Source organism: Vibrio sp. 10N.261.51.F11 (genome assembly GCF_041471665.1).
Taxonomy (GTDB): Bacteria; Pseudomonadota; Gammaproteobacteria; order Enterobacterales; family Vibrionaceae; genus Vibrio; species Vibrio crassostreae_C.
In genome coordinates this window covers 17465-41481 of the sequence record NZ_JBFROW010000071.1, presented here as the reverse complement: position 1 = coordinate 41481, position 24017 = coordinate 17465, and the positions used below count along the sequence as shown (strand labels likewise).

The window sequence follows — 24017 nt, the reverse complement described above, 5'->3', positions numbered from 1 at the left end:
CACTGTTAATTTAGCCAAGCGTTTTGGAAGCAATTTATGCATATTCATATCTTAGGAATTTGTGGCACCTTCATGGGTGGTGCTGCGGTATTGGCTCGTCAATTAGGTCACAAGGTTACGGGTAGTGACGCGAATGTTTACCCACCAATGAGCACCTTGTTGGAATCACAAGGGATTGAAATTATTGAAGGGTTCGACCCTAGCCAATTAGAACCAAGGCCAGATCTCGTGGTTATCGGTAATGCGATGAGCCGTGGTAACCCATGTGTTGAGTATGTCTTGGATAACAACCTTAGATACACCTCTGGTCCTCAGTGGTTGCAAGAGTTCTTACTGCATGACCGCTGGGTTCTTGCGGTGTCCGGTACTCACGGTAAAACCACAACTTCCAGTATGTTGGCTTGGATCTTGGAAGACTGTGGCTATGCACCGGGCTTCTTAGTTGGCGGAGTGTTGGGTAACTTTGGTATCTCTGCTCGCCTTGGTGAAAGCATGTTCTTCGTGGTAGAAGCCGACGAATACGACAGTGCTTTTTTCGATAAACGATCTAAGTTCGTTCATTACCACCCAAGAACCTTAGTGATGAATAACCTAGAGTTTGATCATGCGGACATCTTTGACGATCTTGAAGCGATTAAGCGACAATTTCATCATTTGGTGCGTACTGTGCCAAGCAATGGTCGCATTTTCTCACCTAAGCAAGACAGCGCTATTGAAGATGTTCTAGCTCGCGGTTGCTGGAGTGAAACTGAATCGAGTGGCGAGCAAGGCGACTGGGATGCCAAGAAACTGGTCAAAGATGGCTCTCAATTTGAGGTTTACTTCCAAAATGAATGTGTTGGAACCGTAAATTGGGATTTAGTGGGCGACCACAACGTAAATAATGCTTTGATGGCGATTGCAGCTGCACGTCATGTGGGCGTGACACCTGACCTTGCTTGTGAATCACTAGCTACCTTTATTAATACTAAGCGCCGTTTGGAGTTTAAAGGCGAGGTGGCAGGTGTGTCTGTTTATGATGATTTTGCTCATCACCCAACGGCGATTGAACTTACGCTCGGCGGCTTACGTAATAAGGTCGACTCGAAAAAAATCATTGCCGTTTTAGAGCCTCGTTCCGCCACCATGAAACGTGGTGTGCATAAAGAAACCTTGGCTGATTCGCTTAAACAAGCGGATTCTACCTACTTATTCCAACCGGATAACATTGATTGGTCAGTTCAAGATGTTGCAGACGCTTGTCACCAACCGGCACACGTGAGTGATGACATGGATGCATTCGTTGCTAAAATTGTCTCAGAGGCACAAGCTGGCGACCAAATTTTGATAATGAGTAATGGTGGCTTTGGTGGCATTCATCAAAAACTGTTGGATGGATTGGCACTCAAAGGCTAACGGCATCCACGACCTTATAATTTGAAGTAATTGAGAACATGACAAAACACGATAAAGCGATAACCCTTGCTTTCACTGGCGCATCCGGTGCGCCTTATGGCCTGCGTTTACTTGAATGCCTTTTGGCAGCCGATTATCAGGTCTACTTGCTGATTTCATCGGCAGCGCGAGTGGTATTGGCGACCGAGCATGAACTTAAGTTACCTGCTGGGCCAGATGCGGCGAAACAAGCTTTGGTTAAACATCTTGGCTGCGACCCTGAAAAGCTGGTGGTGTGTGGCAAAGATGATTGGTTCTCGCCGGTTGCCTCTGGTTCAGCAGCACCTAAACAGATGGTCGTTTGTCCATGTTCAGCGGGAAGCTTGGCTTCGATTGCTCATGGTCTATCAGATAACCTGATTGAGCGAGCAGCAGACGTAGTCATGAAAGAGCGAGGCCAATTGTTGTTGGTGGTTCGCGAGACGCCATTTTCGACGCTTCATCTCGAGAACATGCACAAACTTTCGACCATGGGCGTAACGATCATGCCTGCAGCTCCGGGTTTTTATCATCAACCCAAGTCAATTGAAGATCTGGTCGACTTTATGGTGGCGCGTATTCTAGATCACCTTGGTATCGAACAAGGTTTAGTGCCACGTTGGGGTTACGATCAACGTAATTGATCCAAACTTGATAGCTTATTGTTAAAAATCAAATTACAATTCTGAACACTCATCGGGGAGCGAACCATTCAAATAATGAATGCGAGCTGAGATCAAGCAGGTGCTTGGGACCCGTAAACCTGAACCAGATAATGCTGGCGTAGGAATTGAGTTAGGAACAACCTCTACCGTTCTCCTCCCTCAAACCTGTGCCGCTCAGACCATGGAGAGCGTCCAGTGAAATTCACATTAACTACCCTTGCTGTTACTACAGCTATTTCTTTTTCTGCCTTTGCTGCAGACAACACTTTGACTATATACACCTATGACTCTTTTGCTGCGGATTGGGGCCCTCGTCCTGCCGTTGAAAAAGCATTCGAAGAGAAGTGTGGTTGTGATGTGAATTTTGTCGCTCTAGAAGATGGCGTGTCTATTCTGAACCGTTTACGTCTTGAGGGCGGCAACAGCAAAGCCGATATCTTGCTAGGTCTCGACAACAACCTGATGGCTGAAGCGAAAGCGACGGGCTTATTGGCTGAGCATAATGTTGATACGTCATCGGTAACGCTTCCTAATGGTTGGAACGACAGCACTTTTGTACCCTATGACTTTGGCTACTTTGCTTTTGTTTACAATAAAGAGAAACTGGAAAACCCGCCGAAGAGCTTGAAAGAACTGGTTGAGCAGCGTGATGATCTTAAGGTCATCTACCAAGATCCACGTACATCAACACCAGGCCAAGGCATGATGCTTTGGATGAAATCAGTATACGGTGATGAAGCGACAGCAGCATGGAAGAAGCTTGCTCAGAAAACAGTGACTGTAACCAAAGGCTGGTCTGAAGCTTACTCTATGTTCCTAGAAGGCGAGTCGGATTTAGTGTTGTCTTATACAACGTCTCCGGCTTACCACATTATTGCTGAAAGCGATTCTAAGTATGCAGCAGCAAGCTTCGAAGAAGGGCATTACACTCAAGTGGAAGTGGCCGCTAAGGTTAAAGGCAGCAAGAACGAAAAGCTTGCTGATGAGTTTATGGCGTTTATCCTAAGTGATGAATTCCAATCGGCGATGCCAACAGGCAACTGGATGTACCCAGTGACCGATATTGAGCTTCCAAAAGGGTTCGAGCAACTTACGGTTCCTCAGAAAGCGCTAAGCTTTACGCCCGAAGAAATTGCAGCTAAGCGTAAGCCATGGATTCGTGAATGGCAGAGTGCACTTACTTTTTAATTTGCTTTTAAAAAATTAGCTTTCTAACTTTCTGTATTTAAAGGTTTGTTCGATGTTAACTGAGCGAACCATTTACGGTAAAAAATCAATCTATGATAAAGAAAACACCTAAGGTTGGGATTTGGGTAGCGATACTCATTACCGCCTTCGTGGTTTCAGCAGTTGGGGCATTGCTTAGCAATGCCCCTTCTCTTGATATCAGCCAAGTATGGTCCGATCCCTACTATTGGCATGTAACGAAATTCAGTTTTTATCAGGCGACACTCTCAACGGTGCTGAGTGTTGGCTTTGCTATACCTATTGCTCATGCGCTGTGTCGTAGACAATTTTTTGGACGCGCTTTGTTGTTAAGGCTGTTCGCGTCGACCTTAGTCCTGCCAGTGTTAGTGGGTGTATTTGGCTTACTTGCGATCTATGGCAATAGTGGTTGGTTAGCTAAGTTTTTGGCGAACTTCGATATTGAATTGCCATTTTCCATATACGGATTGAATGGTATTTTGCTGGCGCACGTTTTCTTCAACTTGCCTTATGCCAGTCGCTTACTTCTGCAAGCGTTAGATACCGTGCCTGCCGAGCAACACAAGCTTTGTGCTCACTTGGGTATGAGTCATTGGAACAAATTCAGATGGGTTGAATGGCCTCGCTTAAGACAGCAATTACCACATGTGTGTGGCTTAGTCTTCATGTTGTGTTTTACCAGCTTTGCTACCGTGATGGCGCTAGGCGGTGGACCTAAATCAACCACTATCGAGCTCGCTATTTATCAGGCGATTAAATTCGACTTTGACCTTCAAGCTGGTGCCTTGCTCGCGATATGGCAAATGCTGCTGTGTGGTGTGCTAGCGGTGAGCATTCAACGCCTATCGAAGCCTATTTCAGTGACGGCCAGTCAGCTGTCGGAAGAGAAATATTTGGTTAAGGACAGCTGGTGGTCAAAAGCTTGGGATAGCTTTTGGATCATCATAGTCTCAATGCTGGTATTGCCGCCATTAGCTATGGTTATCGTCAGTGGAATTAACTCACAGGCATTAACCGTACTCAGCAGCGAGCCGTTTTGGGCGGCGTTAATGACCTCGGTTAAAGTCGCGTCATTAGCAAGTGTTATCGCAGTTGGTATTGGTATCGCCATACTGCTGACTAGCCGAGCATGGCGTTTACAGAACAAGAATTTTCGAGCCGATAAAATCGAGCTGATTGGCACTATTATCTTAGTGACTCCGGGGCTGGTGATCAGTACGGGTATCTTCTTATTACTGCGTTCATTCACCGATGTATTCAGTTTAGCTTTCTTTGTCGTGATTGCCGTCAACAGTTTAATGGCGCTGCCTTACGTAATTAAAACCTTGGCTCAACCTATGCTGCACCTGTCTCAGCAGTATCAGTATGTGTGTGCGAGTTTAGGGATGACTGGCTTCACTCGATTCAGGCTCGTGGAATGGCGCGCATTGCGTAAGCCGATGGCGCAAGCCTTCTCGATCAGCTTTATGTTGGCGATGGGTGATTTAAGCGCGATTGCTTTGTTTGGTAGCCAAGATTTTAGAACTCTGCCTTTGTACCTATTCCAATTGTTAGGCAGCTATCAAATGGAAGCGGCGGCGGTAGTTTCTGTGAGCTTACTGTTACTGAGTGTCGGCAGTTTTAGCTTAATAGAATTCTTATTTACTCGAAGATCTAAGCTCGATGCTAAAGAATTAAGGAACCGATGATGTTAGTGATGAAAGATGTGGATTACCACTATCACAGAGAGTTGTTTAGCTTTGATTTTCAAGCTGAGCAGGGCGATATTGTTGCGCTTATGGGGCCGAGTGGTGCGGGTAAGTCTACACTGTTGGCGCTAGTTGCTGGTTTCATCGAGCCTACATCGGGTGAGATATCAGTGGCTGGGCAGTCGCTTATTGGTAAAGAAGCACATCAGCGTCCGTTGGCGATGTTGTTTCAAGAGCACAACCTGTTTGCTCACCTTACGGTGCGAGAAAATATTGGTTTAGGTCTGCATCCAGGTTTAAAGCTTACTGCAACCCAAAAGCAAGCTGTGGAGCAAGCCGCAGCGCAAGTTGGCGTCGCTGAGTATTTGGATAGGTTGCCTGAGCACTTATCCGGCGGTCAACGCCAGCGTGTTGCGTTAGCGCGTTGTTTTGTCCAACCTCATGATATTTGGCTGCTTGATGAACCTTTCTCTGCGCTTGATCCTTTGCTGCGTGAAGAGATGCTTAGCTTAGTGAAGCGATTAGCGGCAGAGCGAAATATTACGGTCTTGATGGTGACTCACCATTTAGGTGACGCACGCAGTATCGCGAATAAGTTTGTGTTTGTGGCGCTAGGTAAGGTGTTGGTTGAAGACTCGATAGAGGCACTGACGGCGGATCATCCACAGACAGAATTAAGCTCATTTGTTAAAGCGGGTGAGTGACGATTCATCACTCTTGTTTAATCTCTCTGATATTGAGTACGTAGAAAACAAAAAGACCTAGCATGCGCTAGGTCTTTTATTGTCTTACAGAATAAAGCGACAAAGATTAGTCTTCTAGCTTTAGCTCTTTTAAGATTTGGAAGATTTCACGAGAAGCCTTTGCTGGCTTGTTCGCTGATTTCTCTTTGTTAGCTTGGCGAGCTAGCTGACGAAGACGCTGACGGTCTGCTTCAGGGTACATGTCCATGACTTCTGAAATGGCAGCATCGCCTTCAGCAACAACGCGATCACGCAGTTGCTCAAGCTTGTGCAGTTCAGCGGTTGCTTGCGAGTGCTTGTTACGTACTTTATCCAAAGCCGCTTGAATTGGCTCAGGATCAACATTGCGCATTACTTTACCAATGTATTGAAGTTGACGGCGCTTCGCTTCATTTTTAAAGCGTTGTGCATCTTTAATCGCTTGTGCCAAATCTTCAGACAGAGGAAACTTGTCTAATACAGAAGGCTTCAGGGAAACAAGTTCTTCCCCCAGTTTTTGTAGCGCTTCCATGTCGGTTTTCATTTCTGTCTTACTTACCCAGATGATTTCTTCTTCTGGTTCCCATGGGGCTTTTTGGTTTTTGCGAGCCATCTTTTCTGCCTATGTCACTATCTCAAACGAATATATTGCCTATTTTAGCAAGAATCTTGGGGAGAAAGCGAAATTCTTGTTATCCTACGTAATATTGACCTAAAAAATTAGAATAGATATGGATGTAAAACAGCAAGTCGCCCAGCAAAGAGTTGAGCTAGAAGCCGCAGTAGCTAAAGCGTTGGATATGGCATCAGTGAGTGCAGACGCAGCTGAGGTCGCTATTACTAAGTCAACGGGTTTAAGTGTTTCAACACGTATGTGTGAAGTGGAAAACGTTGAATTTAATAGTGATGGTGCGCTAGGTATTACTGTTTATCGCGGCCAGAAAAAAGGCAGCGCATCTACATCTGATCTGAGTGAAAAGGCGATTGCTCAAACCGTCGCGGCCGCACTTGATATCGCTCAGTACACTTCTGAAGACCCATTTGCCGGTCCTGCGGCAAAAGAATACATGGTAAAAGAAATTCCAGATTTGGATCTTTTTCACCCTGATGAACCAAACCCTGACTATGCCGCTGAGATTGCGATTGCTGCTGAGAAGCAAGCGTTAGCTTATAGCGATAAGATCAAACAGAGTGATGGCGCAAGCTACGACAGCCACTATGGCGTTAAGGTTTATGGTAACAGCCATGGCTTACTAGCAAGCTATGCTTCTAGTCGTCATAGCACGAGCTGCTGTGTAATTGGACAAGGCGCTAACGGTGAGATGGAGCGTGACTACAGCTACACCGTTGCACGTCACCGTGACGAGCTGTGGACGCCTGAGCGTGTAGGTCAAGAAGCTGCAGAAAAGACCATTAGCCGTTTGGATGCGAAAAAGCTACCAACAGGCCAGTACCCAATTATGTTCGCTAATGATGTGGCAACTGGCTTGATTGGTCACCTTGTTATGGCGATCAGTGGCGGTAACCTTTACCGCAAGTCGTCATTCCTATTGGATCATCTCGGTCAGAAAATCCTACCTGACTGGTTTAACATTTCTGAGCGACCACATATCTTGCGTGGTTTGGCTTCAAGCCCATTCGATAGCGAAGGTGTGTTCACTCAAGATCGTGAAATCATCACTGACGGTGTGCTAGCAACTTACCTACTAACGAGCTATGCCGCACGTAAGATGGATATGACGCCAACCGGTCATGCTGGTGGTATTCATAACTGGTTCGTTAAATCGACCGGTCAAAACTTTGAGCAGATGCTAAAAGAGTTGGGTACTGGCTTCCTAGTCACTGAAGTGATGGGCCAAGGCGTAAACACCGTAACGGGTGATTATTCACGTGGCGCTGCAGGTTTCTGGGTTGAAAACGGAGAGATCCAATACCCAGTATCAGAAGTAACAATCGCAGGTAACCTAAAAGACATGTTTACTCAGATTGTTGCTGTGGGTAACGACGTAGAAACACGTTCGCAAATTCAAACGGGTTCTATCCTGCTTGAGTCGATGAAAGTCGCGGGTGAGTAATTCAATTAAAGCGAATCTGATGAATTAAAAAAGGGAGCCGTGGCTCCCTTTTTGTTTTCTGTATTTCGCCAAAAATTGGCTAACTGCTTATGCTAACTAGATCAGTATGGTCGCTAAGCCTAGGAACACCGATAGGCCAATAACATCGGTTACTGTGGTCAGTGCCATACCGCCAGCAAGGGCTGGATCGATATTCATCTTCTTCAACATCACTGGGATAGTTACACCAGCAATACCTGCGACAATCAAGTTGGTCATCATCGCCGCTGAGATGATGCCTCCCAGTATCCAGTTACCTTTCCAAGCCACCACGATACCACCAATGATAACGGCCCATAGAACGCCGTTTAGGAAGCCGATGGCTGCCTCTTTGAGTAGCAGTTCGCGTTTGTTACTGTCACCGATATGACCGAGTGCCAAACCACGAATCACCAGAGCAACGGTTTGGTTACCCGCAACACCCCCCATCGAAGGCACGATAGTCATCAGAACCGCAATCGCTGCCATTTGATCGAGCGTTGCTTCAAACATGTTTGATACAGATGCTGCCGCCAGTGCTGCGAGTACGTTAGCACCAAGCCACACACTACGACGACGAGCAGATTTTACGACCGGTGCGAAGGTATCTTCGTCATCGTCCATACCCGCCATACTCATCATTGAGTGTTCGGCATCTTCACGGATAACATCAACCACGTCATCGATGGTGATACGACCAACAAGGTGCTGGTTACTATCGATGACAGGCGCAGAAACCCAGTTACGACGTTCAAACAGGCTCGCGATATCTGACGCACTGGTTTCTACCGCGATCGCTTCGTCGGCATCATCCATCACTTCTGAAACAGGGACATCAGGTTGAGTCGTTACTAGCGTGGTAAGTGATAGGTTACCGATAAGACGTTCTTCTTCATCAATAACATACAGAGCATCAGTTGCATCCGGCAGTTCGCCACGCATACGCATGTAGCGCAATACAACGTCAACATCGACATCACCACGAATCGTGATTACGTCGGTGTTCATGATCGCACCCGCTGAATCTTCAGGGTACGACAGGGCAGTTTCAACTAATGCACGATCGACGGAGTCCATTTGAGAAAGGACTTCGCGAGAAACATCGTCGGGTAGGCTTCGAAGTACGTACGCGACGTCATCGGTTTCCATACCTTCGGTTGCTTCTGCCAAGGTCTCAGGTGCCATTTTCGACACAAGAGCATCTTTGACGTCTTCGTTTAGTTCATCAAGAATTTCACCGTAGTCTTCAGGATCGGTGAGTTGCCAGAGTACGTCACGACTTTTGCGAGGGGAGGCTTCTAAAAGGTGTGCAATATCTTCAGGCTCCATGTCCTGAAGTTGTCGGCGTACGTGAACAAATCGGCCGTTTTCTAGGGCTTCGCTGACTTCTTGGAGGGTTTGGTGAGCTTGGTCGAATTCTAATTGCTCTGCCATATTTTCCTCCTATCTCATTATTCTAACAATGGTTGGAATAGTAACTTAATTCTGGGGCTTATTTAAATCATAAACTTAGATAGAACTAAGATTTAATATTGGTTGGTTCGTTGTTTGAGTCTTAGGCGTTGTGAGTGAAGCGTTTTCGCTACTCACCCTCATCAAACTTGTCTTCAATGAGATGACAGACGGCATCCAGTGCTTGCTGTGAATCGGTACCTGCAGCTTGAATCGTAATATGTTGCCCTTGCGCTGATTCCAGCATAAGTAACCCCATTACGCTGTCTGCTGTTGCTGTTTTATCTTCTTCGCTATGGATAGTGATGGTTGCATCAAAGCTTTGTGCAAGCTCAACCAACTTTACGGCTGCTCTAGCGTGAAGACCCAAGCGATTTTGGATCAGTACAGTTCGAGTTAATTCCATGGTTAGCCCTGTTGGTGCTTCTCTAGGGAGGCGTGTCTGATTTGAACTTGATGGCCAAGTTGCTCAAAGTACTCACCAATTTTCTGGGTTAGATAAACCGAGCGGTGTTTGCCGCCAGTACAGCCAATCGCGACCGTTAGGTAACTGCGATTGTTCTTCTCTAACATTGGTAACCACTGTTCAACAAAGCCTTGGATCTGTTGCTTGAGTTCCAGAACTTCTGAATGTTCTTCTAGAAAGGAGTGAATTGGTGCATCTAGCCCGGTTAGTGGTCGTAGTGCAGGTTCCCAGTGAGGGTTCGGCAAAAAGCGAACATCAAACACGTAGTCGGCATCACTTGGCAAGCCATACTTAAAACCGAAAGATTGAAAGACGATGATCAGCTCTTGCTTCTCTTTGCCTTCAACTTTAAATCGAACCTTTTCACTCAATTCGTAGAGGTTGCAGTCACTGCTGTCGATCACAATGCTGGCGTGCTCTGCGAGAGGTGTCAGAAGTGTCTTCTCTAAATCAATCGCTTGCTCAAGAGAGAGCTTTTCTTGGCCAATTGATAAAGGGTGGATTCTGCGGGTTTCGCTGTAGCGCTTAAGGAGTGTCTGCTTGCTGGCATCGAGGAACAATACATCAACATCGATGTTTGTAGCTGACTCGAGTTGCTCGAGCGTGTCGGTGACTAACTGAGGCTCTTTCGGTAGGTTACGTATATCAATACTTACCGCAACGTTTTGGTTGCTTTCGCGTACCGATTCGACAAAGTTGTTGAGCAGGTTTACTGGTAGATTATCGACACAGTAATACCCCAAGTCTTCTAGGACTCGTAACGCAACACTTTTACCGGCCCCTGATTGGCCACTAACCACGATTAATCGCATGTTATTGCTCGCAAGTTGGCACTTGAATCATGATGTCGTAAAGCTCTTGATCGCTCTGAGCATTACGCAGCTGTTTAAGAGTCTGCTTGTCGTTTAGTCGTTCTGCCATACAAGAAAGGGTTTTTAGATGCTCTTTGCATTGTTCGCTAGGAACAAGCAGGGCAAATAGTAGGTCGACAGGACGATTATCAATCGCATCAAATTCGATAGGATCTTGGCATTGCAGTAATACAGCTATCGCTTTATCACTGACATTCATACGAGCATGGGGAATCGCGATACCATTACCAATACCGGTACTGCCCATCTTCTCACGGCTCAACATACACTCAAATAGCTCTGTTGAATCTTGACCGCAGCTCTCAGCTGCTATCTGGCTGATGAGCTCAAGGGCTCTTTTTTTGCTTGTGCATTGGACTGCACTTTTGGTGCAGTCCAATGAAAGTACTTCGCTTAATTGCATGTTAGTGACTACTTAGCTTTTCTTTGTGCTTGTTGAGTTGGCGGACGAGTTTATCAACCAATGAATCAATCGCGGCATACATGCTTTCATCTGTTGCTGTCGCATGGATTTCCCCCTGATTTATATGCAGGGTAGCTTCTGCGATTTGATTGATTTTCTCAACTTTTAAAACAACCTGAACGCTATTGATATGATCAAAGAAGCGCTCAAGTTTGTCGAATTTGGTGTGAACATAGTCTTGCATTGAATCGGTAAGATCAACGTGATGGCCTTGAATATTGATTTGCATAGACTTTCCTTTTCAGTTGGTTGCCTGATCATAGTTGCTAAGTAACTAGCGACTAAATGAGCTTATAGCAGGCGTTTACGCTGACTCGATGGGGCAATGCCCAGAGACTCACGGTATTTCGCTATGGTACGTCTAGCTACCTGAATTCCTTGGTCAGCCAGTAAAGCAGCAATCTTACTATCACTTAGAGGCTTCGCGGTATTTTCCGCTGCGACAAGCTTCTTGATGAGTGCGCGAATTGCTGTAGATGAACATTCACCGCCATTGTCAGTGCTGACATGGCTTGAGAAAAAGTATTTGAGCTCGAAGATGCCACGTGGCGTATGCATGAATTTTTGAGTCGTCACACGAGAGATCGTGGATTCGTGCATATCAACAGCTAACGCAACATCATTAAGAACCATTGGCTTCATCGCTTCTTCGCCATGTTCGAAGAAATCACGCTGATGTTCAACAATGCATCGCGCAACTTTGAGTAGCGTCTCATTTCGGCTCTCTAGGCTTTTAATTAACCACTTTGCTTCTTGCAAATTTGAGCGGATGTATTGATTGTCGGCGCTGTTGCCTTTACTGCCCAGATCAGCGTACTGCTGATTCACTTTCAACTTAGGCACGCTATCAGGGTTAATGGTCACTAACCATTTGCCAAGGTCTTTGAAGACAGATACATCTGGAACCACATACTCAGTTTCATCCGGAGTAATCTTACTGCCAGGACGAGGGTCCAGCTGTTGAATCAGTTGCAAAACTTCACGTAGTTCTGCTTCTTTCAACTTGGTCTCTTTGATAACCAGTTTGTAATCGCGATTGCCGAGTTGGTCGATATGGCTAGTAAGTACTAACTTAGCTTCGTTAAGCCAAGGCGTATCTTGGGGAAAGGTTGCCAGTTGCAGTAACAAGCAATCTTGCAGGTTGACTGAACCGACACCTAGCGGATCAAACTGCTGAATTCGTTTACGTACCGCTTCAATTTCATCAAGCTCGATCTCTTCATTGTCGAAGTTTTCAAGGATGTCTTCACAAGTTACAGTGAGGTAGCCGTAGTCGTCGATGGCATCGATTAATGCAAAAGCGATGCTTCGGTCGGTGTCAGTGAATGGCGTTAAGTCGAGTTGCCAAAGTAGGTAATCGTGCAGGCTTTGAGTGGTTTCGCCTTGATAAACCGGCATGTCGTCATCAATCGCAATACCCGTGTTACCGGTGTTCGCGCTGTAGACGTCTTCCCAAGTTGTGTCGATTTCTAGTTCGTTGCCAATCTCTGATTTTTCGATTAAGTCTGAGCTATCAGGTAAGTCTTGCTCTGTGGCTTCAACAGTTTCTTTTTCGTCACTGCTAGGTTTTTCTTCCGATGTTGGCGTATCTTCATTGCCTTCTTCGACATCGAGTAGTGGGTTAGATTCAAGTGCTTCTTGAATCTCTTGCTGCAAATCTAAAGTAGACAATTGCAACAAACGAATCGCTTGCTGCAATTGAGGAGTCATTGCTAACTGTTGGCCTAGCTTAAGTTGTAATGAGGGTTTCATTCAGTGTGACTTACCTAGTTATTATTCTTAGAACTCTCGATACTCTCTATATAATCATAGACGGAATTGTTCGCCTAGATAAACTTGTTTAACTTGTTCGTTATTGAGAACATCTTCAGGAGTACCCTCAGCGATCAGGTGTCCTTGGCTTACGATGTAAGCTTTTTCACACACGTCTAATGTTTCACGAACGTTGTGGTCGGTAATCAAAACGCCCAAGCCGCGATCACGCAGGTGAACAATGATTTTTTTGATATCGATTACTGAGATCGGGTCAACACCGGCGAATGGTTCATCCAATAGAATGAACTGCGGGTTTGCTGCTAGTGCACGAGCAATCTCTACACGACGACGCTCACCACCCGACAGAGCCATACCATTGCTGGTGCGGATATGTTGGATGTGGAACTCTTCTAGCAGGTCTTCCAGCTTATCTTGGCGTTGTTCGTTGGTCATTTCATCACGGGTTTGTAAAACCGCCATGATGTTGTTCTCTACGGACAACTTACGGAAAATCGATGCTTCTTGAGGCAGGTAACCGATACCAAGACGAGAGCGGCTGTGCATTGGTAAGATACTGATGTCTCGGTCATCAATGCTGATGGTACCTTCATCACGCGCCACCAAACCAACAATCATATAGAAAGATGTGGTTTTACCTGCACCGTTAGGCCCAAGCAGACCGACGATCTGGCCTGACTCTACCTGTAAGCTTACATCGGTAACAACCTTACGTTTACTGTAGGTTTTCGCTAGGTTTTTTGCTTTAAGAACAGCCATCGTTACTTATTCACTTCCGTTGGTTGTAAAACCGTTGACACTCGTTTGTTTTCACCACTGTCAGCGACTAATTTCTGAGAACCGATCTGGTAAGTGATCTTAGAACCGCGAATGATGCTGCCATCTTGAGATAACATCGCATTCTTAGTCATGATCAGTCGGTCGGCAACAAGCTGGTAGTGCAGGTCGTCAGCTTCACCGTAGAGTGTCTTACCGTCGTCAGTAAGCTGAGAGAAGGTTGCTGGCTTACCGAAGCCTTGAATTTCTTCAATCTCACCGTTTACGGCGTTACGAGTAACAATAACCTTATCGGCATTGATATTGATGCTGCCTTGTTTAAGGTTCACATCACCAAGGAAAGTCACTTGGTTACTTTTCATATCCAATTGCTGGCTGTCTGAGTCAATGTAGACAGGTTGCTCACTATCCGAAGACAGAGCATAGACATTAGGTGCCGCAAGGGTCAAAGCGAATAAACTAAGGTGTAAGAGTTTCATATCTACCTTGAACAGAATTAAAGAGGGTTGCATTGTTGGTACCGAAGTTACCTTTCATTGCTTGTCCCTCAGTTTCAAAAAATGTACCGATCATATGGACCGGAGTCTCTGAATAAAAATCTCGGCTAGGCAGCTCAACAACCATTTTATCTGTGGTCATTGTATCGAAGCTGGCTTCTGGCAACAGGTTCTTTGCCACGACGTTGTCATAAAACGTGACAACTTGATTCTCATCCATAATCGCGCGATCAGCGGTGACTTGCCATTCAATCGTGTGCCCTTCACGGAATACCGAAAGAACTGGGTTTTGAAAGTGCGTATCGCCAACTACTGAGTAGTGTTCTAAATACGTCGATTCAACCTGATAGCTGCGAATACCGCTTTCGTCGTAGCTAATGTTGTTCAGGCTTTTGCCACTAAACGCGGGCAGCTCCAAATTTGGAGCCACTTGTATCGTTGATGTTTGCTCTTTGTCGTACAAGTAATAGGTCGACCAAGAGGCAATAAATATGAGTATTAAATAGATAATACGAGTAAAACTCATATGCTTAAACCTTTATGCACGTCGAGTTCATTTCTTGCTTGTAAAATAAGGTCACAGACTTCACGTACCGCGCCATGACCACCGTTAATGGTTGTCACGTAGTTTGCACGCTTTGCAAGTAGCGGGTGCCCATCTGCCACACAGACCTTCAAGCCAACTTTTTCCATTACAGGCCAGTCAATCAGATCGTCTCCGATGTAACCTGTATTTTCAGGGTTTACAGAAAGCTTATCGCAAATATCTTGGTATGCCTTAACTTTATCGTCTTGACCTTGATAAATCAGCTTAATGCCTAGAGCGGTCATACGATTCTCAACAATTTGAGATTTGCGACCCGTGATGATCGCGATTTCAATGCCTGCGTTCATCAGTGATTTGATACCGTAACCGTCACGAGTGTGGAAGGTTTTCAGCTCTTCACCGTTGTTGCCCATGTAGATGCGACCATCAGAGAAGACACCATCGACATCGCAAATCAGCAGTTTGATCTCTTTTGCAATTGCAAATACATCTGAATTAACAGTGCCGTATAGAGTTTCGACTGTCTGTGTCATTACATTACTCCTGCTTTCAGTAAGTCATGCATGTTTAACGCTCCGACTAATTTACCTTCTTGGCATAACATCAGGCCATTGATGCTCTTCGCTTGCATCAAGTTTAAGCCCTCAACCGCGAGCATGTTTGGCTCGGCTACCGTCGGGTTTAGCGTCATCACATCACCGATCTGCGTGTTATGGATATCAACGCGTTTGTCTAAGATACGGCGTAAATCACCATCGGTAAAAATACCGGCCATTTGGCCATCTTCACCAACGATTGCTGTCATGCCTAAGCCTTTCTGAGATATCTCTAGTAGAGCGTCTCTTACTAGTGCGTCGGGTGCTACAACAGGAAGTGAATCGCCTGTGTGCATGATGTCGTCGAGCTTCAACAGCAGCTGACGACCTAAAGCGCCACCAGGATGAGACAGGGCAAAGTCTTGAGCGGTGAAGCCTCGAGCCTGCAAAAGTGCAACGGCTAATGCATCACCCATGACCAAAGTCGCCGTGGTGCTTGTTGTTGGTGCTAAGCCCAGCGGACAAGCTTCTTCCGGTACTGAAATTTGTAAATGGATATCAGACAGGGTTGCCATGTTTGATGCTGGCTTGCCTGTCATGCTGATGATCTTGATGCTCAGACGCTTTAACACAGGAAATAGGCTGAGGATTTCTCCCGATTCGCCGGAGTTGGATATTGCAATCACAATATCACCAGGTTCGATCATGCCTAAGTCGCCATGCGCCGCTTCGCCTGGGTGAACAAAGAAAGCCGATGTCCCGGTACTTGCCAATGTTGCTGCGATTTTGTTGCCAATGTGGCCTGATTTACCCATGCCCATCACAACGACTTTGCCTTTGTTGTTCAGGATAAGTTCGCAAGCTTTACAAAAATCATCATTAAAATATTGGTCTAATTGAGTGAGACCTGCAACTTCGGTTTCCAAAACTTGTTTTGCAACGCTGCGGTAATCAAATGGCTGAGACATCAAATACTCCAAGTACGGGAAGTTAAATCAACAATTAAGCCGACATGTTCATTAATAGGTAACTTTGGTAGGCCACGAACGTCACAATTAACACGCCGCCTTCAATACGATTCACACTACGAGATTTTCCTAGTGCCATCACAACAAGTAGTAGCGATACGCCTAGCATTACCCAGAAGTCACGACCCATAGCGAACTCGCTCAAGATCGAAGGGTTTAGGATGCCCGGGATACCCATAACAGCAAGGATGTTGAATACGTTTGAACCAATGATATTACCTACAGCCATATCATCTTCACCCTTCATAACGCCGGCTAGTGATGCTGCAAGTTCAGGAAGGCTAGTACCAACAGCAATGATGGTTAAACCAATGACAAGGTCGCTCATGCCGAAGAACTTCGCGATGATCACAGCGTTATCTACCAGCATATCAGCAGCTAAAGGTAGGACGATTAGACCAATCACGACCCACATTGCAGCCTTAGGGTTACTTACGCCTTCAGGGATCTCTGATTCTTGCTCATCAAGGAAAGCATCGCCGTTCTTTTTCTCGCTGCGGCTGATTTGCAACATAGCAAACAAAAACGCGGCAAAAAGAACAAACAACAACACGCCTTCATAGAAGCCTAAATGGTTATCCCACAATAGGGCGCCCGCTAGCAGAGTGACACCGATCATTAATGGTAGTTCACGACGAATCACGCCTGAGCTAATCGATAACGGCTTGATAAGGGCTGTAATACCTAAAATCAGCGCGATGTTGGCGATGTTAGAGCCCAGTACGTTGCCTACAGCTGTATCTGTTTTGCCATCAAGGGCTGCTGTCGCAGAAACCATCATTTCAGGAGCCGAAGACCCCATTGCTAAGATCGTCATACCGATAACTAGTGGTGAAATACCGAAGTTGCGAGCAAGAGCAGCGGCACCGTAAACCAGCTTATCTGCACTCCACACCAAAAAACCTAGACCGATAATAAGAAACGCAATCGCTTCAAGCATGATGATTCCTAAAAAATTAATAAAAACGGAGAATTAACCGCTAATTTTGACCTGTTGCTAGATAAAAGGGAAGTCACTCGGCAAATTAATTACCAGTTAGCAGGCAAGAAAGAGAGATCAATAGATAATTTCCTAATGCTTTCAAATCCCTGCATAGATTCATGTTTAATATGAATTAATTGAACAGTGCTTTTAATTCTAAAGTAGACTCATTATTATTGCAGCCATAATTGGCGTTTTTTAAAGCAAGGAAACAACAAAAATATGTTGAACACTGAGCTTGTGAAAGTTAAGAACCTCAGCTTCTCACGTGGTGAGCGCGTTATCTTTGATGACATCAGTTTAGAGGTGCCTCAAGGCAAGATAACCGCCATCATGGGGCCGTCTGGGATTGGCAAAACGACTTTACTGCGTTTGATTGGTGGGCAACTGCCGCCAGATGAAGGCGAAATTTGGTTTGATGGTGACAATATCCCTGCATTATCACGTCGAAAGCTATATCAAGCACGTAAGAAAATGAGCATGCTATTCCAATCGGGTGCGCTTTTTACGGATCTCAATGTCTTTGATAATGTGGCGTTTCCGCTGCGAGAGCACACTGAACTTAATGAAAAATTCATTCGTACCATCGTATTACTTAAGCTTGAAGCGGTAGGATTACGTGGTGCTGCGCAATTGATGCCGAGTGAGTTGTCTGGTGGAATGGCTAGGCGTGCCGCACTGGCGCGCGCAATCGCACTGGATCCAGAACTTATCATGTACGATGAGCCGTTTGTTGGCCAAGATCCCATCACCATGGGCGTATTGGTTGAATTGATACGAAATCTCAATCAAGCCTTGGGCTTAACCTCGATTGTTGTTTCTCACGATGTGCCAGAGGTGATGAGTATTGCTGATTGGGTTTACCTCATGGCAGATAGCAAGATTATTGCCGCTGGAACACCTGATGAGTTGTACAACAATAACGATCCGAGAGTGCAGCAATTTTTGCAAGGCGAAGCCGATGGTCCAGTACCATTTAGATTCCCTGCGAAGAGCTTAGAAAAGGATTTGTTTTAATATGATTGTTAAAACTATTGCGGGTGTCGGTAAGCGTACACTTGCGAGCTGTGAGTCATTTGGTCGAGCAAGCCTGATGTTATTTGGGGCTTTGTTTGGCATCCCGCGACTAAAAAACTTCCCCTTATTAGTAAAACAACTTTATAGCGTTGGCGTTCAGTCATTGGCTATTATTTTAGTTTCGGGTCTGTTTATCGGCATGGTGCTCAGCCTGCAGGGCTATGTCGTGTTAATTGACTACGGTGCTGAGGGAAACCTTGGTCAAATGGTCGCGCTTTCACTGTTGCGTGAGTTGGGGCCTGTGGTGACTGCGTTATTATTTGCAGGTCGAGCCGGTTCAGCACTCACGGCAGAGATTGGGTTAATGAAGGCAACAGAGCAGATCTCAAGCCTTGAGATGATGGCCGTTGACCCTCTTAAACGCATTATTGCACCACGTCTTTGGGCCGGGCTTATCTCAATGCCATTGCTTGCTATGATTTTTATGGCGGTAGGTATTTGGGGCGGTCAACTGGTTGGTGTTGATTGGAAAGGCATTGATCACGGCAGTTTCTGGTCTGCGATGCAGTCTTCAGTAGAACTTGGCCGAGATATTGGTAACAGCATGATCAAATGTATGGTCTTCGCTATCACCGTAACTTGGATCGCACTTTTCAATGGTTATGACGCAGTACCGACTTCAGAAGGTATCAGTCAGGCAACCACACGCACTGTAGTGCACTCTTCTCTAGCGGTACTAGGGCTAGATTTTGTTCTTACCGCATTGATGTTTGGGAATTAATCATGCAACAAACTCGAAAATTAGAATTATGGGTCGGCACCTTTGTTATTGCCGGAATTTGCGCAATCTTAATCATGATCTTTCAAGTCGCTGACGTAAAAGGCATAGGTTCGAACCATACTTACAATCTAAAAGCGACCTTTGACAACATTGGCAGCCTAAAAGTTCGTTCTCCAGTGAAAGTGGGTGGCGTCGTTGTTGGACGAGTTAAAAGCATTGAGCTTGATACCGAGAGCTACCTTCCTGTCGTTGAACTGTCTATTGACGGGAAGTACTCACAATTTCCAGATACCTCTAGTGCTCAAATTTTAACATCTGGCTTAATTGGTGAGCAGTACATTAGTCTGGTTCCAGGCTTCATTTTTGATGATGAAGAGATGTTGGTCGATGGTGATTCAATTGAAGACACTAAGTCAGCATTGGTACTAGAAGATTTGATTGGCCAAGTGCTGTATAGCGTTGGTGGTTCTAATGACAGCGAAGCTAAGGAATAAGATAATGTTGAAAACTATTAGTTATTTAAAAGCTATTAGTTATTTAAAAGCTATTGGTTACTTGAAATCAATGTTTATGGCGGCAATGGCGTTGCTTATTTCTACCCAAGCCTTTGCTGCAGAATCGATTGACCGTACTCAGCCTTACCAGATGATGACTCAAGTTGCCGAAGTGGCATTTGAGCGTTTGAAGAGTGAACAAGACAACATCCACCAAGATCCAGAGTTATTGAAGGTCATCGTGGAAGAAGAGTTGATGCCTTATGTGAATGCACAATATGCAGCTCTTAAGTTACTTGGACCAAACTTGAAAGGCGCGGATAGAAAAGACGTGGGCGTGTTTATCGATTCATTCCGTAAATACCTTGTTTCTTCTTATGCCCAAGTGCTGACTCAATACACAGATCAGACGATTGAATTTGGTCCAGAACCAAAAATCAAAGCGGATAGCCGCATTACCAGTATCAAGGTCGACATCATCGATACGCCGCGACCAAACATTAAGCTTGAATTTAAGCTTCGCAAAGACAAGAAATCTGGCGAGTGGAAAGCATTTGATATGGTTGCCGAAGGTATTAGCTTGTTGTCGAGCAAGCAATCGGAGTGGAATACTAAGATTCGTCAAGAAGGCATCTTACAAGTTGCAGACGAACTAGAGAAATTAGCCGCACAACCGATTCGTTTTGAGAGTAACAAATAATGAGCCATTCTCAATGGCAAGCACTAAGCTCTAAAGAGTATCAACTGTTCGGTGATTTAGACCGAGACAGTGTCCCTGCAATCTGGCGTATATTGGAAAAGTGGCAAACGACGGAATCGAGCGTTGAAATTGACCTTAGCCATATAAATCGAGTCGATTCAGCAGGAATGGTGATGCTAATTCACTTATTAGAGCATGCAAAAAATCAAAACTGTCATATAATGCTCAGTTTCGTGCCAGAACAATTACGAACGTTGTTCCAATTGAGCAATATCCAGCCAATGATGGCAGAACACATAAAAAATTAGGCAGGAGCTATTTGTGGACAGCACAAAAGTACAAGAATTATTAGCAGAAGCACTGAACCTTCAGGAAATTTTCGTGAAAGGGGAAGGCAGTCATTACGAAGTTGTTGCGGTTGATCCATGTTTTGACGGCATGAATCGAGTTAAGAAGCAGCAACTAATCTACGGCCCACTAATGGAATACATTCAACGCAATGACATCCATGCTCTTTCTATTAAGGCTTTCACGCCGGAAGAGTGGGAACGTGATAAGAAACTGATGTCACTTTAAGGTTTATGATGGAAAAGTTTCGAGTTATTGGATCGGATAAGCCGCTAAGCGGTGAAGTGACGATCTCAGGCGCAAAAAATGCAGCGCTACCTATCTTATTTGCTTCAATTCTTGCTGAAGAGCCAGTGGAAGTAAGTAACGTTCCTCACCTACGTGACATCGATACTACGATGGAACTGCTTAAGCGTTTAGGCGCAAAAGTATCGCGTAATGGTAGTGTTCATGTTGATGGCAGCGAAATTAATGAATTTTGTGCGCCTTACGATTTAGTGAAAACAATGCGTGCTTCTATCTGGGCTTTAGGTCCTCTAGTCGCTCGTTTTGGTGAAGGCCAAGTGTCACTTCCAGGCGGTTGTGCAATTGGTGCTCGACCTGTTGATCTGCATATCCACGGCCTAGAGCAACTAGGTGCGACCATTAAGTTGGAAGATGGTTATGTGAAAGCAAGTGTTGATGGCCGTCTGAAAGGCGCGCACATCGTGATGGATAAAGTAAGTGTGGGTGCCACCATTACTATCATGTGTGCAGCAACGCTAGCGGAAGGAACAACAGTACTCGATAACTCAGCGCGTGAGCCTGAGATTGTTGATACGGCTGACTTCCTAAACAAACTGGGTGCTAAAATTTCTGGCGCAGGTACAGATACGATTACTATCGAAGGCGTTGAACGTCTTGGTGGTGGCCAACACTCTGTGGTTGCTGACCGTATTGAAACAGGTACTTTCCTGGTTGCTGCTGCTGTTTCTGGCGGTAAAGTGGTTTGTCGCAACACCAACGCTCATCTTCTTGAAGCTGCCTTAGCGAAGCTTGAAGAAGCGGGTGCGAAGGTTGAAACGGGCGAAGACTGGATCAGTCTTGATATGACGGGTCGTGAACTGAAAGCGGTGAAAATCGTAACGGCACCTCACCCTGGTTTCCCAACCGACATGCAAGCACAGTTTACTCTGCTTAACATGATGGCGAAGGGCAGTGGTGTTATCACTGAGACTATCTTTGAAAACCGTTTTATGCACATTCCTGAGTTACAGCGAATGGGTGCAAAAGCGGAAATCGAAGGTAACACGGCTATCTGTGGTGAAACGGAAAAACTGAGCGGCGCTCAAGTAATGGCAACGGACCTTCGCGCATCTGCGAGCCTTGTTATTGCTGGCTGTATTGCTCAAGGTGAAACCATCGTTGACCGTATTTATCACATCGATCGTGGCTACGATAAGATTGAAGATAAATTGTCAGCCTTAGGCGCAAACATTACACGATTTAGTGAGTCGAACTAACCTAGGTTAGTGGATTCATGAATCAGTAAGATGAAAACATAAAAGTCGGAACCTTGGTTTCGGCTTTTTTATAGTTGTATTTACCGCGAGTAAATCTATTGCTCATTTTTGCGCGAATAGATGAATCAACTTGGCGGTCGGTGAGGAACAAAATGATAGCAATATTACGTATTTTCGCAGTGGCGATATTTGCGATTCTTATGTTTGTATTTGGTTGTGGTTACTGCCTATTAAGTCCACGCAACCCGAAACACGTATTTACCTTTGGCCGTTATTTCGGTCGCATGTCGAAGATCTTCGGCATGAAGTTAGAGCTTCGCATCCCAGAAGATGCCTACTCTCGCGGCCAACATGTTTATGTGGCGAACCACCAAAACAGCTGGGATCTATTCACGATTTCATCAGCGGTAACGCCAAAAGTGGTAACTGTTGGTAAGAAAAGCCTAGTGTGGATGCCTCTATTTGGTCAGCTTTACTGGTTGACGGGTAACATCCTAATTGACCGTGCTAACCGTAGCAAAGCGGTAGGTACGATTGATCAGGTCGTGACGAGTCTAAAAGAGAGCGATGTTTCAGTTTGGATGTTCCCTGAAGGCACTCGTTCTCGTGGCCGTGGTCTGCTGCCATTCAAAACAGGTGCATTCCATGCTGCGATTGGTGCTGGCTTGCCTATCATCCCTATCGTGTGTAGCTCAACCGGTGGCGTGAAGCTAAACCGTTGGAACAATGGTCACGTGATTGTTGAAATGCTGCCACCAATCAGCACTGAAGGCTACGACAAGTCTAATGTTCGTGAACTGGCTTACCTAGCTCGTGAGCAGATGGCTGCGAAACTTGAAGAGTTAGACAAAGAAGTGGTTGAGCTTAATAAAAAGTAATTATCTAAGCGAAACGATGAACAATAAAAAAGGTTGCCAACGGGGCAACCTTTTTTGTATCTAATAAACACTCAGCATTACGCTAAGTCGTTTATCCGAAGGTGTTTAATCTAGAGATTAAAAGCTATTTGCGAACCGCAATAGCTTCGATCTCGATACCTACATCTTTTGGTAGACGAGCTACTTCAACACATGAACGTGCAGGGTAGTTTGCAACGCCGTGCTCATCGAAGAATTTGCCGTAAACCTCGTTTACTGTGCCGAAGTCGTTTAGGTCTTTAACGAATACCGTTAGTTTTACGATGTCTTTTACAGTCAGGCCTGAAGCTTCAACAACCGCTTGAACGTTGTCTAGAGATTGGCGAGCTTGCTCTGCGATATCAGCAGATACTTCACCAGTTGCTGGGTTTACTGGGATTTGACCAGAAGTCAGTACCATGTTGCCAAGGTCAACGCCTTGTACGTATGGGCCGATTGCAGCTGGAGCAGATTCTGTGTGAAGTACTTTAGTCATTGGTTTATTCCATCAGTTATTAGATAAAAATCAATTTTCAGTGTGCCTTCAAACTTTGGATAGGTAAAGCGCAAAATACCCCGCACAGGCGAGGTATTTGATAGTTTTTACATTCGGTCTGCTTTGCCGTATGACGTTATCTTTCTGTTACGATCTCGCGAGAGAAGACTTTTTCGCAATACTTACACTTCAATCGAATATCTTCTTTCTTTTCAAAGATCTTAAAGCTACTTTCAACCGGTTCATTGTGAGTAATACAGTTGGTGTTTGGACACTCGAACACATCGTTGATTTGCTCAGGAAGTTCTAGTGGTAGTTTCTTAACCACTTCGTAATCTTCGATTTGATTCACTGTTGCGTGAGGCGCATAAAGTGCCAGCTTGCTCGCCTGTTCTTCTGTGATAAACACATTCTCAATCTTGAGCAGGTCTTTTCCGCCTAGTGCAGAAGACGGTAGATTCAGGCCAATCGTCACGCGCTGATGAGAATTGTGCATGTCGAACAGTTTTAGAACCTTGATCCCGATATTGGCTGGGATATGGTCGATAACAGTACCGTTTCTGATTGCTTCAACTTTTAATTGAGTCTCTTTAGACATTATAT

General features: G+C 45.3%; 29 protein-coding genes and 1 riboswitch. Of the genes, 14 read left to right on the top strand and 15 right to left on the bottom strand.

Going from position 1 to position 24017, the window contains the following annotated elements:
* Positions 1 to 36 precede the first annotated feature (36 nt).
* From mpl to thiQ, 5 genes are all read left to right on the top strand, one after another.
* Complete coding sequence (gene mpl, locus AB4351_RS19560) at positions 37 to 1395, top strand: UDP-N-acetylmuramate:L-alanyl-gamma-D-glutamyl-meso-diaminopimelate ligase (protein WP_372126915.1); 1359 nt, start codon at positions 37 to 39, stop codon at positions 1393 to 1395.
* 38 nt (positions 1396 to 1433) lie between these two features.
* Positions 1434 to 2057: a flavin prenyltransferase UbiX gene (locus tag AB4351_RS19555; RefSeq protein ID WP_016787846.1), complete on the top strand. Its 624-nt coding sequence runs from the start codon at positions 1434 to 1436 to the stop codon at positions 2055 to 2057.
* Positions 2058 to 2100: 43 nt separating this feature from the next.
* A riboswitch (TPP riboswitch) is annotated at positions 2101 to 2220 on the top strand.
* A 53-nt stretch (positions 2221 to 2273) separates the two neighbouring features.
* Positions 2274 to 3266, top strand: a complete 993-nt coding sequence (gene thiB, locus AB4351_RS19550) for a thiamine ABC transporter substrate binding subunit (protein WP_102320274.1) — start codon at positions 2274 to 2276, stop codon at positions 3264 to 3266.
* A gap of 92 nt (positions 3267 to 3358) precedes the next feature.
* Positions 3359 to 4972 carry a thiamine/thiamine pyrophosphate ABC transporter permease ThiP gene (gene thiP, locus AB4351_RS19545; RefSeq protein WP_170967441.1) on the top strand — a complete coding sequence of 538 codons (1614 nt, stop codon included), beginning with the start codon at positions 3359 to 3361 and terminating at the stop codon, positions 4970 to 4972.
* Positions 4972 to 5676 (top strand): thiamine ABC transporter ATP-binding protein, encoded by a 705-nt coding sequence (gene thiQ / locus AB4351_RS19540; RefSeq protein ID WP_017071293.1) that lies wholly within the window; start codon positions 4972 to 4974, stop codon positions 5674 to 5676. The genes thiP and thiQ overlap by 1 nt, the downstream gene beginning before the upstream one ends.
* Before the next feature lie 106 nt (positions 5677 to 5782).
* Here the strand turns inward: thiQ and yjgA are convergent, their stop codons facing one another.
* Positions 5783 to 6307 carry a ribosome biogenesis factor YjgA gene (gene yjgA, locus AB4351_RS19535; protein ID WP_017069408.1) on the bottom strand — a complete coding sequence of 175 codons (525 nt, stop codon included), beginning with the start codon at positions 6305 to 6307 and terminating at the stop codon, positions 5783 to 5785.
* A 118-nt stretch (positions 6308 to 6425) separates the two neighbouring features.
* On the opposite strand from yjgA, the gene pmbA reads away from it, so the two are divergent.
* Positions 6426 to 7769 carry a metalloprotease PmbA gene (gene pmbA / locus AB4351_RS19530; protein WP_017058910.1) on the top strand — a complete coding sequence of 448 codons (1344 nt, stop codon included), beginning with the start codon at positions 6426 to 6428 and terminating at the stop codon, positions 7767 to 7769.
* Positions 7770 to 7865: 96 nt separating this feature from the next.
* Here pmbA and mgtE read toward each other — a convergent pair whose 3' ends face one another.
* The 12 genes from mgtE to AB4351_RS19470 all read right to left on the bottom strand — a co-directional run bounded on the left by mgtE (position 7866) and on the right by AB4351_RS19470 (position 17138).
* Positions 7866 to 9221, bottom strand: coding sequence for a magnesium transporter (mgtE, locus tag AB4351_RS19525; RefSeq protein WP_017058911.1), 1356 nt, complete (start codon positions 9219 to 9221; stop codon positions 7866 to 7868).
* A 148-nt stretch (positions 9222 to 9369) separates the two neighbouring features.
* Complete coding sequence (locus AB4351_RS19520; RefSeq protein WP_017066670.1) at positions 9370 to 9645, bottom strand: HPr family phosphocarrier protein; 276 nt, start codon at positions 9643 to 9645, stop codon at positions 9370 to 9372.
* Between the two features lie 2 nt (positions 9646 to 9647).
* Complete coding sequence (rapZ, locus tag AB4351_RS19515; protein ID WP_017063735.1) at positions 9648 to 10517, bottom strand: RNase adapter RapZ; 870 nt, start codon at positions 10515 to 10517, stop codon at positions 9648 to 9650.
* A gap of 1 nt (position 10518) precedes the next feature.
* Entirely contained in the window at positions 10519 to 10980 is a 462-nt protein-coding gene (gene ptsN / locus AB4351_RS19510) for a PTS IIA-like nitrogen regulatory protein PtsN (protein WP_004738707.1), read from the bottom strand.
* Between the two features lies 1 nt (position 10981).
* Positions 10982 to 11269: a ribosome hibernation promoting factor gene (hpf, locus tag AB4351_RS19505; protein ID WP_009847742.1), complete on the bottom strand. Its 288-nt coding sequence runs from the start codon at positions 11267 to 11269 to the stop codon at positions 10982 to 10984.
* Between the two features lie 62 nt (positions 11270 to 11331).
* Positions 11332 to 12792 (bottom strand): RNA polymerase factor sigma-54, encoded by a 1461-nt coding sequence (locus tag AB4351_RS19500; protein WP_017058913.1) that lies wholly within the window; start codon positions 12790 to 12792, stop codon positions 11332 to 11334.
* A 54-nt stretch (positions 12793 to 12846) separates the two neighbouring features.
* Positions 12847 to 13572 carry an LPS export ABC transporter ATP-binding protein gene (gene lptB, locus AB4351_RS19495; protein WP_004735304.1) on the bottom strand — a complete coding sequence of 242 codons (726 nt, stop codon included), beginning with the start codon at positions 13570 to 13572 and terminating at the stop codon, positions 12847 to 12849.
* A gap of 2 nt (positions 13573 to 13574) precedes the next feature.
* Positions 13575 to 14069 (bottom strand): lipopolysaccharide transport periplasmic protein LptA, encoded by a 495-nt coding sequence (gene lptA, locus AB4351_RS19490; protein ID WP_017058914.1) that lies wholly within the window; start codon positions 14067 to 14069, stop codon positions 13575 to 13577.
* Entirely contained in the window at positions 14050 to 14613 is a 564-nt protein-coding gene (gene lptC / locus AB4351_RS19485) for an LPS export ABC transporter periplasmic protein LptC (RefSeq protein ID WP_004735306.1), read from the bottom strand. Before lptC ends, lptA begins: the two co-directional genes overlap by 20 nt.
* Positions 14610 to 15167: a 3-deoxy-manno-octulosonate-8-phosphatase KdsC gene (gene kdsC / locus AB4351_RS19480; RefSeq protein ID WP_017058916.1), complete on the bottom strand. Its 558-nt coding sequence runs from the start codon at positions 15165 to 15167 to the stop codon at positions 14610 to 14612. Before kdsC ends, lptC begins: the two co-directional genes overlap by 4 nt.
* The gene (kdsD, locus tag AB4351_RS19475) at positions 15167 to 16138 is read right to left on the bottom strand and encodes an arabinose-5-phosphate isomerase KdsD (protein ID WP_102320272.1); all 972 of its coding nucleotides are present in this window, start codon (positions 16136 to 16138) and stop codon (positions 15167 to 15169) included. The genes kdsC and kdsD overlap by 1 nt, the downstream gene beginning before the upstream one ends.
* Before the next feature lie 34 nt (positions 16139 to 16172).
* The gene (locus AB4351_RS19470; RefSeq protein WP_017063737.1) at positions 16173 to 17138 is read right to left on the bottom strand and encodes a calcium/sodium antiporter; all 966 of its coding nucleotides are present in this window, start codon (positions 17136 to 17138) and stop codon (positions 16173 to 16175) included.
* A 264-nt stretch (positions 17139 to 17402) separates the two neighbouring features.
* Between AB4351_RS19470 and mlaF the strand changes: the two genes are divergently transcribed.
* The 8 genes from mlaF (at position 17403) to AB4351_RS19430 (ending at position 22900) form a co-directional block, all read left to right on the top strand.
* The gene (gene mlaF / locus AB4351_RS19465) at positions 17403 to 18197 is read left to right on the top strand and encodes a phospholipid ABC transporter ATP-binding protein MlaF (RefSeq protein ID WP_102320271.1); all 795 of its coding nucleotides are present in this window, start codon (positions 17403 to 17405) and stop codon (positions 18195 to 18197) included.
* Between the two features lies 1 nt (position 18198).
* Positions 18199 to 18978 carry a lipid asymmetry maintenance ABC transporter permease subunit MlaE gene (mlaE, locus tag AB4351_RS19460; protein ID WP_017058920.1) on the top strand — a complete coding sequence of 260 codons (780 nt, stop codon included), beginning with the start codon at positions 18199 to 18201 and terminating at the stop codon, positions 18976 to 18978.
* Positions 18979 to 18980: 2 nt separating this feature from the next.
* The gene (mlaD, locus tag AB4351_RS19455; RefSeq protein ID WP_017058921.1) at positions 18981 to 19472 is read left to right on the top strand and encodes an outer membrane lipid asymmetry maintenance protein MlaD; all 492 of its coding nucleotides are present in this window, start codon (positions 18981 to 18983) and stop codon (positions 19470 to 19472) included.
* 70 nt (positions 19473 to 19542) lie between these two features.
* Positions 19543 to 20172, top strand: coding sequence for a phospholipid-binding protein MlaC (locus AB4351_RS19450; RefSeq protein WP_120459707.1), 630 nt, complete (start codon positions 19543 to 19545; stop codon positions 20170 to 20172).
* The gene (locus AB4351_RS19445; RefSeq protein ID WP_017058923.1) at positions 20172 to 20480 is read left to right on the top strand and encodes a lipid asymmetry maintenance protein MlaB; all 309 of its coding nucleotides are present in this window, start codon (positions 20172 to 20174) and stop codon (positions 20478 to 20480) included. The genes AB4351_RS19450 and AB4351_RS19445 overlap by 1 nt, the downstream gene beginning before the upstream one ends.
* Positions 20481 to 20493: 13 nt before the next feature.
* Entirely contained in the window at positions 20494 to 20748 is a 255-nt protein-coding gene (gene ibaG, locus AB4351_RS19440) for a BolA family iron metabolism protein IbaG (protein WP_017058924.1), read from the top strand.
* Positions 20749 to 20756: 8 nt separating this feature from the next.
* Positions 20757 to 22022, top strand: coding sequence for a UDP-N-acetylglucosamine 1-carboxyvinyltransferase (murA, locus tag AB4351_RS19435; protein ID WP_017058925.1), 1266 nt, complete (start codon positions 20757 to 20759; stop codon positions 22020 to 22022).
* A 152-nt stretch (positions 22023 to 22174) separates the two neighbouring features.
* Positions 22175 to 22900, top strand: a complete 726-nt coding sequence (locus AB4351_RS19430; RefSeq protein ID WP_372126912.1) for a 1-acylglycerol-3-phosphate O-acyltransferase — start codon at positions 22175 to 22177, stop codon at positions 22898 to 22900.
* Between the two features lie 124 nt (positions 22901 to 23024).
* On the opposite strand, the gene AB4351_RS19425 is transcribed toward AB4351_RS19430, so the two are convergent.
* Together AB4351_RS19425 and pyrI are read right to left on the bottom strand one after the other, a co-directional pair.
* Positions 23025 to 23414: a RidA family protein gene (locus AB4351_RS19425; RefSeq protein WP_004735319.1), complete on the bottom strand. Its 390-nt coding sequence runs from the start codon at positions 23412 to 23414 to the stop codon at positions 23025 to 23027.
* Positions 23415 to 23550: 136 nt separating this feature from the next.
* Positions 23551 to 24012 carry an aspartate carbamoyltransferase regulatory subunit gene (pyrI, locus tag AB4351_RS19420; protein WP_017058927.1) on the bottom strand — a complete coding sequence of 154 codons (462 nt, stop codon included), beginning with the start codon at positions 24010 to 24012 and terminating at the stop codon, positions 23551 to 23553.
* Positions 24013 to 24017 lie beyond the last annotated feature (5 nt).

What these genes read in the sequence shown, in the direction of transcription:
- rapZ (WP_017063735.1), bottom strand. Translation starts at nt 10,517, where the DNA reads ATGCGATTAATCGTGGTTAGTGGCCAATCAGGGGCCGGTAAAAGTGTT.
- pmbA (WP_017058910.1), top strand. Translation starts at nt 6,426, where the DNA reads ATGGATGTAAAACAGCAAGTCGCCCAGCAAAGAGTTGAGCTAGAAGCC.
- AB4351_RS19450 (WP_120459707.1), top strand. Translation starts at nt 19,543, where the DNA reads ATGTTTATGGCGGCAATGGCGTTGCTTATTTCTACCCAAGCCTTTGCT.
- kdsD (WP_102320272.1), bottom strand. Translation starts at nt 16,138, where the DNA reads ATGTCTCAGCCATTTGATTACCGCAGCGTTGCAAAACAAGTTTTGGAA.
- hpf (WP_009847742.1), bottom strand. Translation starts at nt 11,269, where the DNA reads ATGCAAATCAATATTCAAGGCCATCACGTTGATCTTACCGATTCAATG.
- mlaF (WP_102320271.1), top strand. Translation starts at nt 17,403, where the DNA reads ATGTTGAACACTGAGCTTGTGAAAGTTAAGAACCTCAGCTTCTCACGT.
- yjgA (WP_017069408.1), bottom strand. Translation starts at nt 6,307, where the DNA reads ATGGCTCGCAAAAACCAAAAAGCCCCATGGGAACCAGAAGAAGAAATC.
- mlaE (WP_017058920.1), top strand. Translation starts at nt 18,199, where the DNA reads ATGATTGTTAAAACTATTGCGGGTGTCGGTAAGCGTACACTTGCGAGC.
- ptsN (WP_004738707.1), bottom strand. Translation starts at nt 10,980, where the DNA reads ATGCAATTAAGCGAAGTACTTTCATTGGACTGCACCAAAAGTGCAGTC.
- murA (WP_017058925.1), top strand. Translation starts at nt 20,757, where the DNA reads ATGGAAAAGTTTCGAGTTATTGGATCGGATAAGCCGCTAAGCGGTGAA.
- AB4351_RS19425 (WP_004735319.1), bottom strand. Translation starts at nt 23,414, where the DNA reads ATGACTAAAGTACTTCACACAGAATCTGCTCCAGCTGCAATCGGCCCA.
- lptA (WP_017058914.1), bottom strand. Translation starts at nt 14,069, where the DNA reads ATGAAACTCTTACACCTTAGTTTATTCGCTTTGACCCTTGCGGCACCT.
- AB4351_RS19430 (WP_372126912.1), top strand. Translation starts at nt 22,175, where the DNA reads ATGATAGCAATATTACGTATTTTCGCAGTGGCGATATTTGCGATTCTT.
- thiQ (WP_017071293.1), top strand. Translation starts at nt 4,972, where the DNA reads ATGTTAGTGATGAAAGATGTGGATTACCACTATCACAGAGAGTTGTTT.
- kdsC (WP_017058916.1), bottom strand. Translation starts at nt 15,167, where the DNA reads ATGACACAGACAGTCGAAACTCTATACGGCACTGTTAATTCAGATGTA.
- AB4351_RS19470 (WP_017063737.1), bottom strand. Translation starts at nt 17,138, where the DNA reads ATGCTTGAAGCGATTGCGTTTCTTATTATCGGTCTAGGTTTTTTGGTG.
- mlaD (WP_017058921.1), top strand. Translation starts at nt 18,981, where the DNA reads ATGCAACAAACTCGAAAATTAGAATTATGGGTCGGCACCTTTGTTATT.
- pyrI (WP_017058927.1), bottom strand. Translation starts at nt 24,012, where the DNA reads ATGTCTAAAGAGACTCAATTAAAAGTTGAAGCAATCAGAAACGGTACT.
- mpl (WP_372126915.1), top strand. Translation starts at nt 37, where the DNA reads ATGCATATTCATATCTTAGGAATTTGTGGCACCTTCATGGGTGGTGCT.
- AB4351_RS19555 (WP_016787846.1), top strand. Translation starts at nt 1,434, where the DNA reads ATGACAAAACACGATAAAGCGATAACCCTTGCTTTCACTGGCGCATCC.
- AB4351_RS19500 (WP_017058913.1), bottom strand. Translation starts at nt 12,792, where the DNA reads ATGAAACCCTCATTACAACTTAAGCTAGGCCAACAGTTAGCAATGACT.
- AB4351_RS19445 (WP_017058923.1), top strand. Translation starts at nt 20,172, where the DNA reads ATGAGCCATTCTCAATGGCAAGCACTAAGCTCTAAAGAGTATCAACTG.
- lptC (WP_004735306.1), bottom strand. Translation starts at nt 14,613, where the DNA reads ATGAGTTTTACTCGTATTATCTATTTAATACTCATATTTATTGCCTCT.
- thiP (WP_170967441.1), top strand. Translation starts at nt 3,359, where the DNA reads ATGATAAAGAAAACACCTAAGGTTGGGATTTGGGTAGCGATACTCATT.
- lptB (WP_004735304.1), bottom strand. Translation starts at nt 13,572, where the DNA reads ATGGCTGTTCTTAAAGCAAAAAACCTAGCGAAAACCTACAGTAAACGT.
- mgtE (WP_017058911.1), bottom strand. Translation starts at nt 9,221, where the DNA reads ATGGCAGAGCAATTAGAATTCGACCAAGCTCACCAAACCCTCCAAGAA.
- AB4351_RS19520 (WP_017066670.1), bottom strand. Translation starts at nt 9,645, where the DNA reads ATGGAATTAACTCGAACTGTACTGATCCAAAATCGCTTGGGTCTTCAC.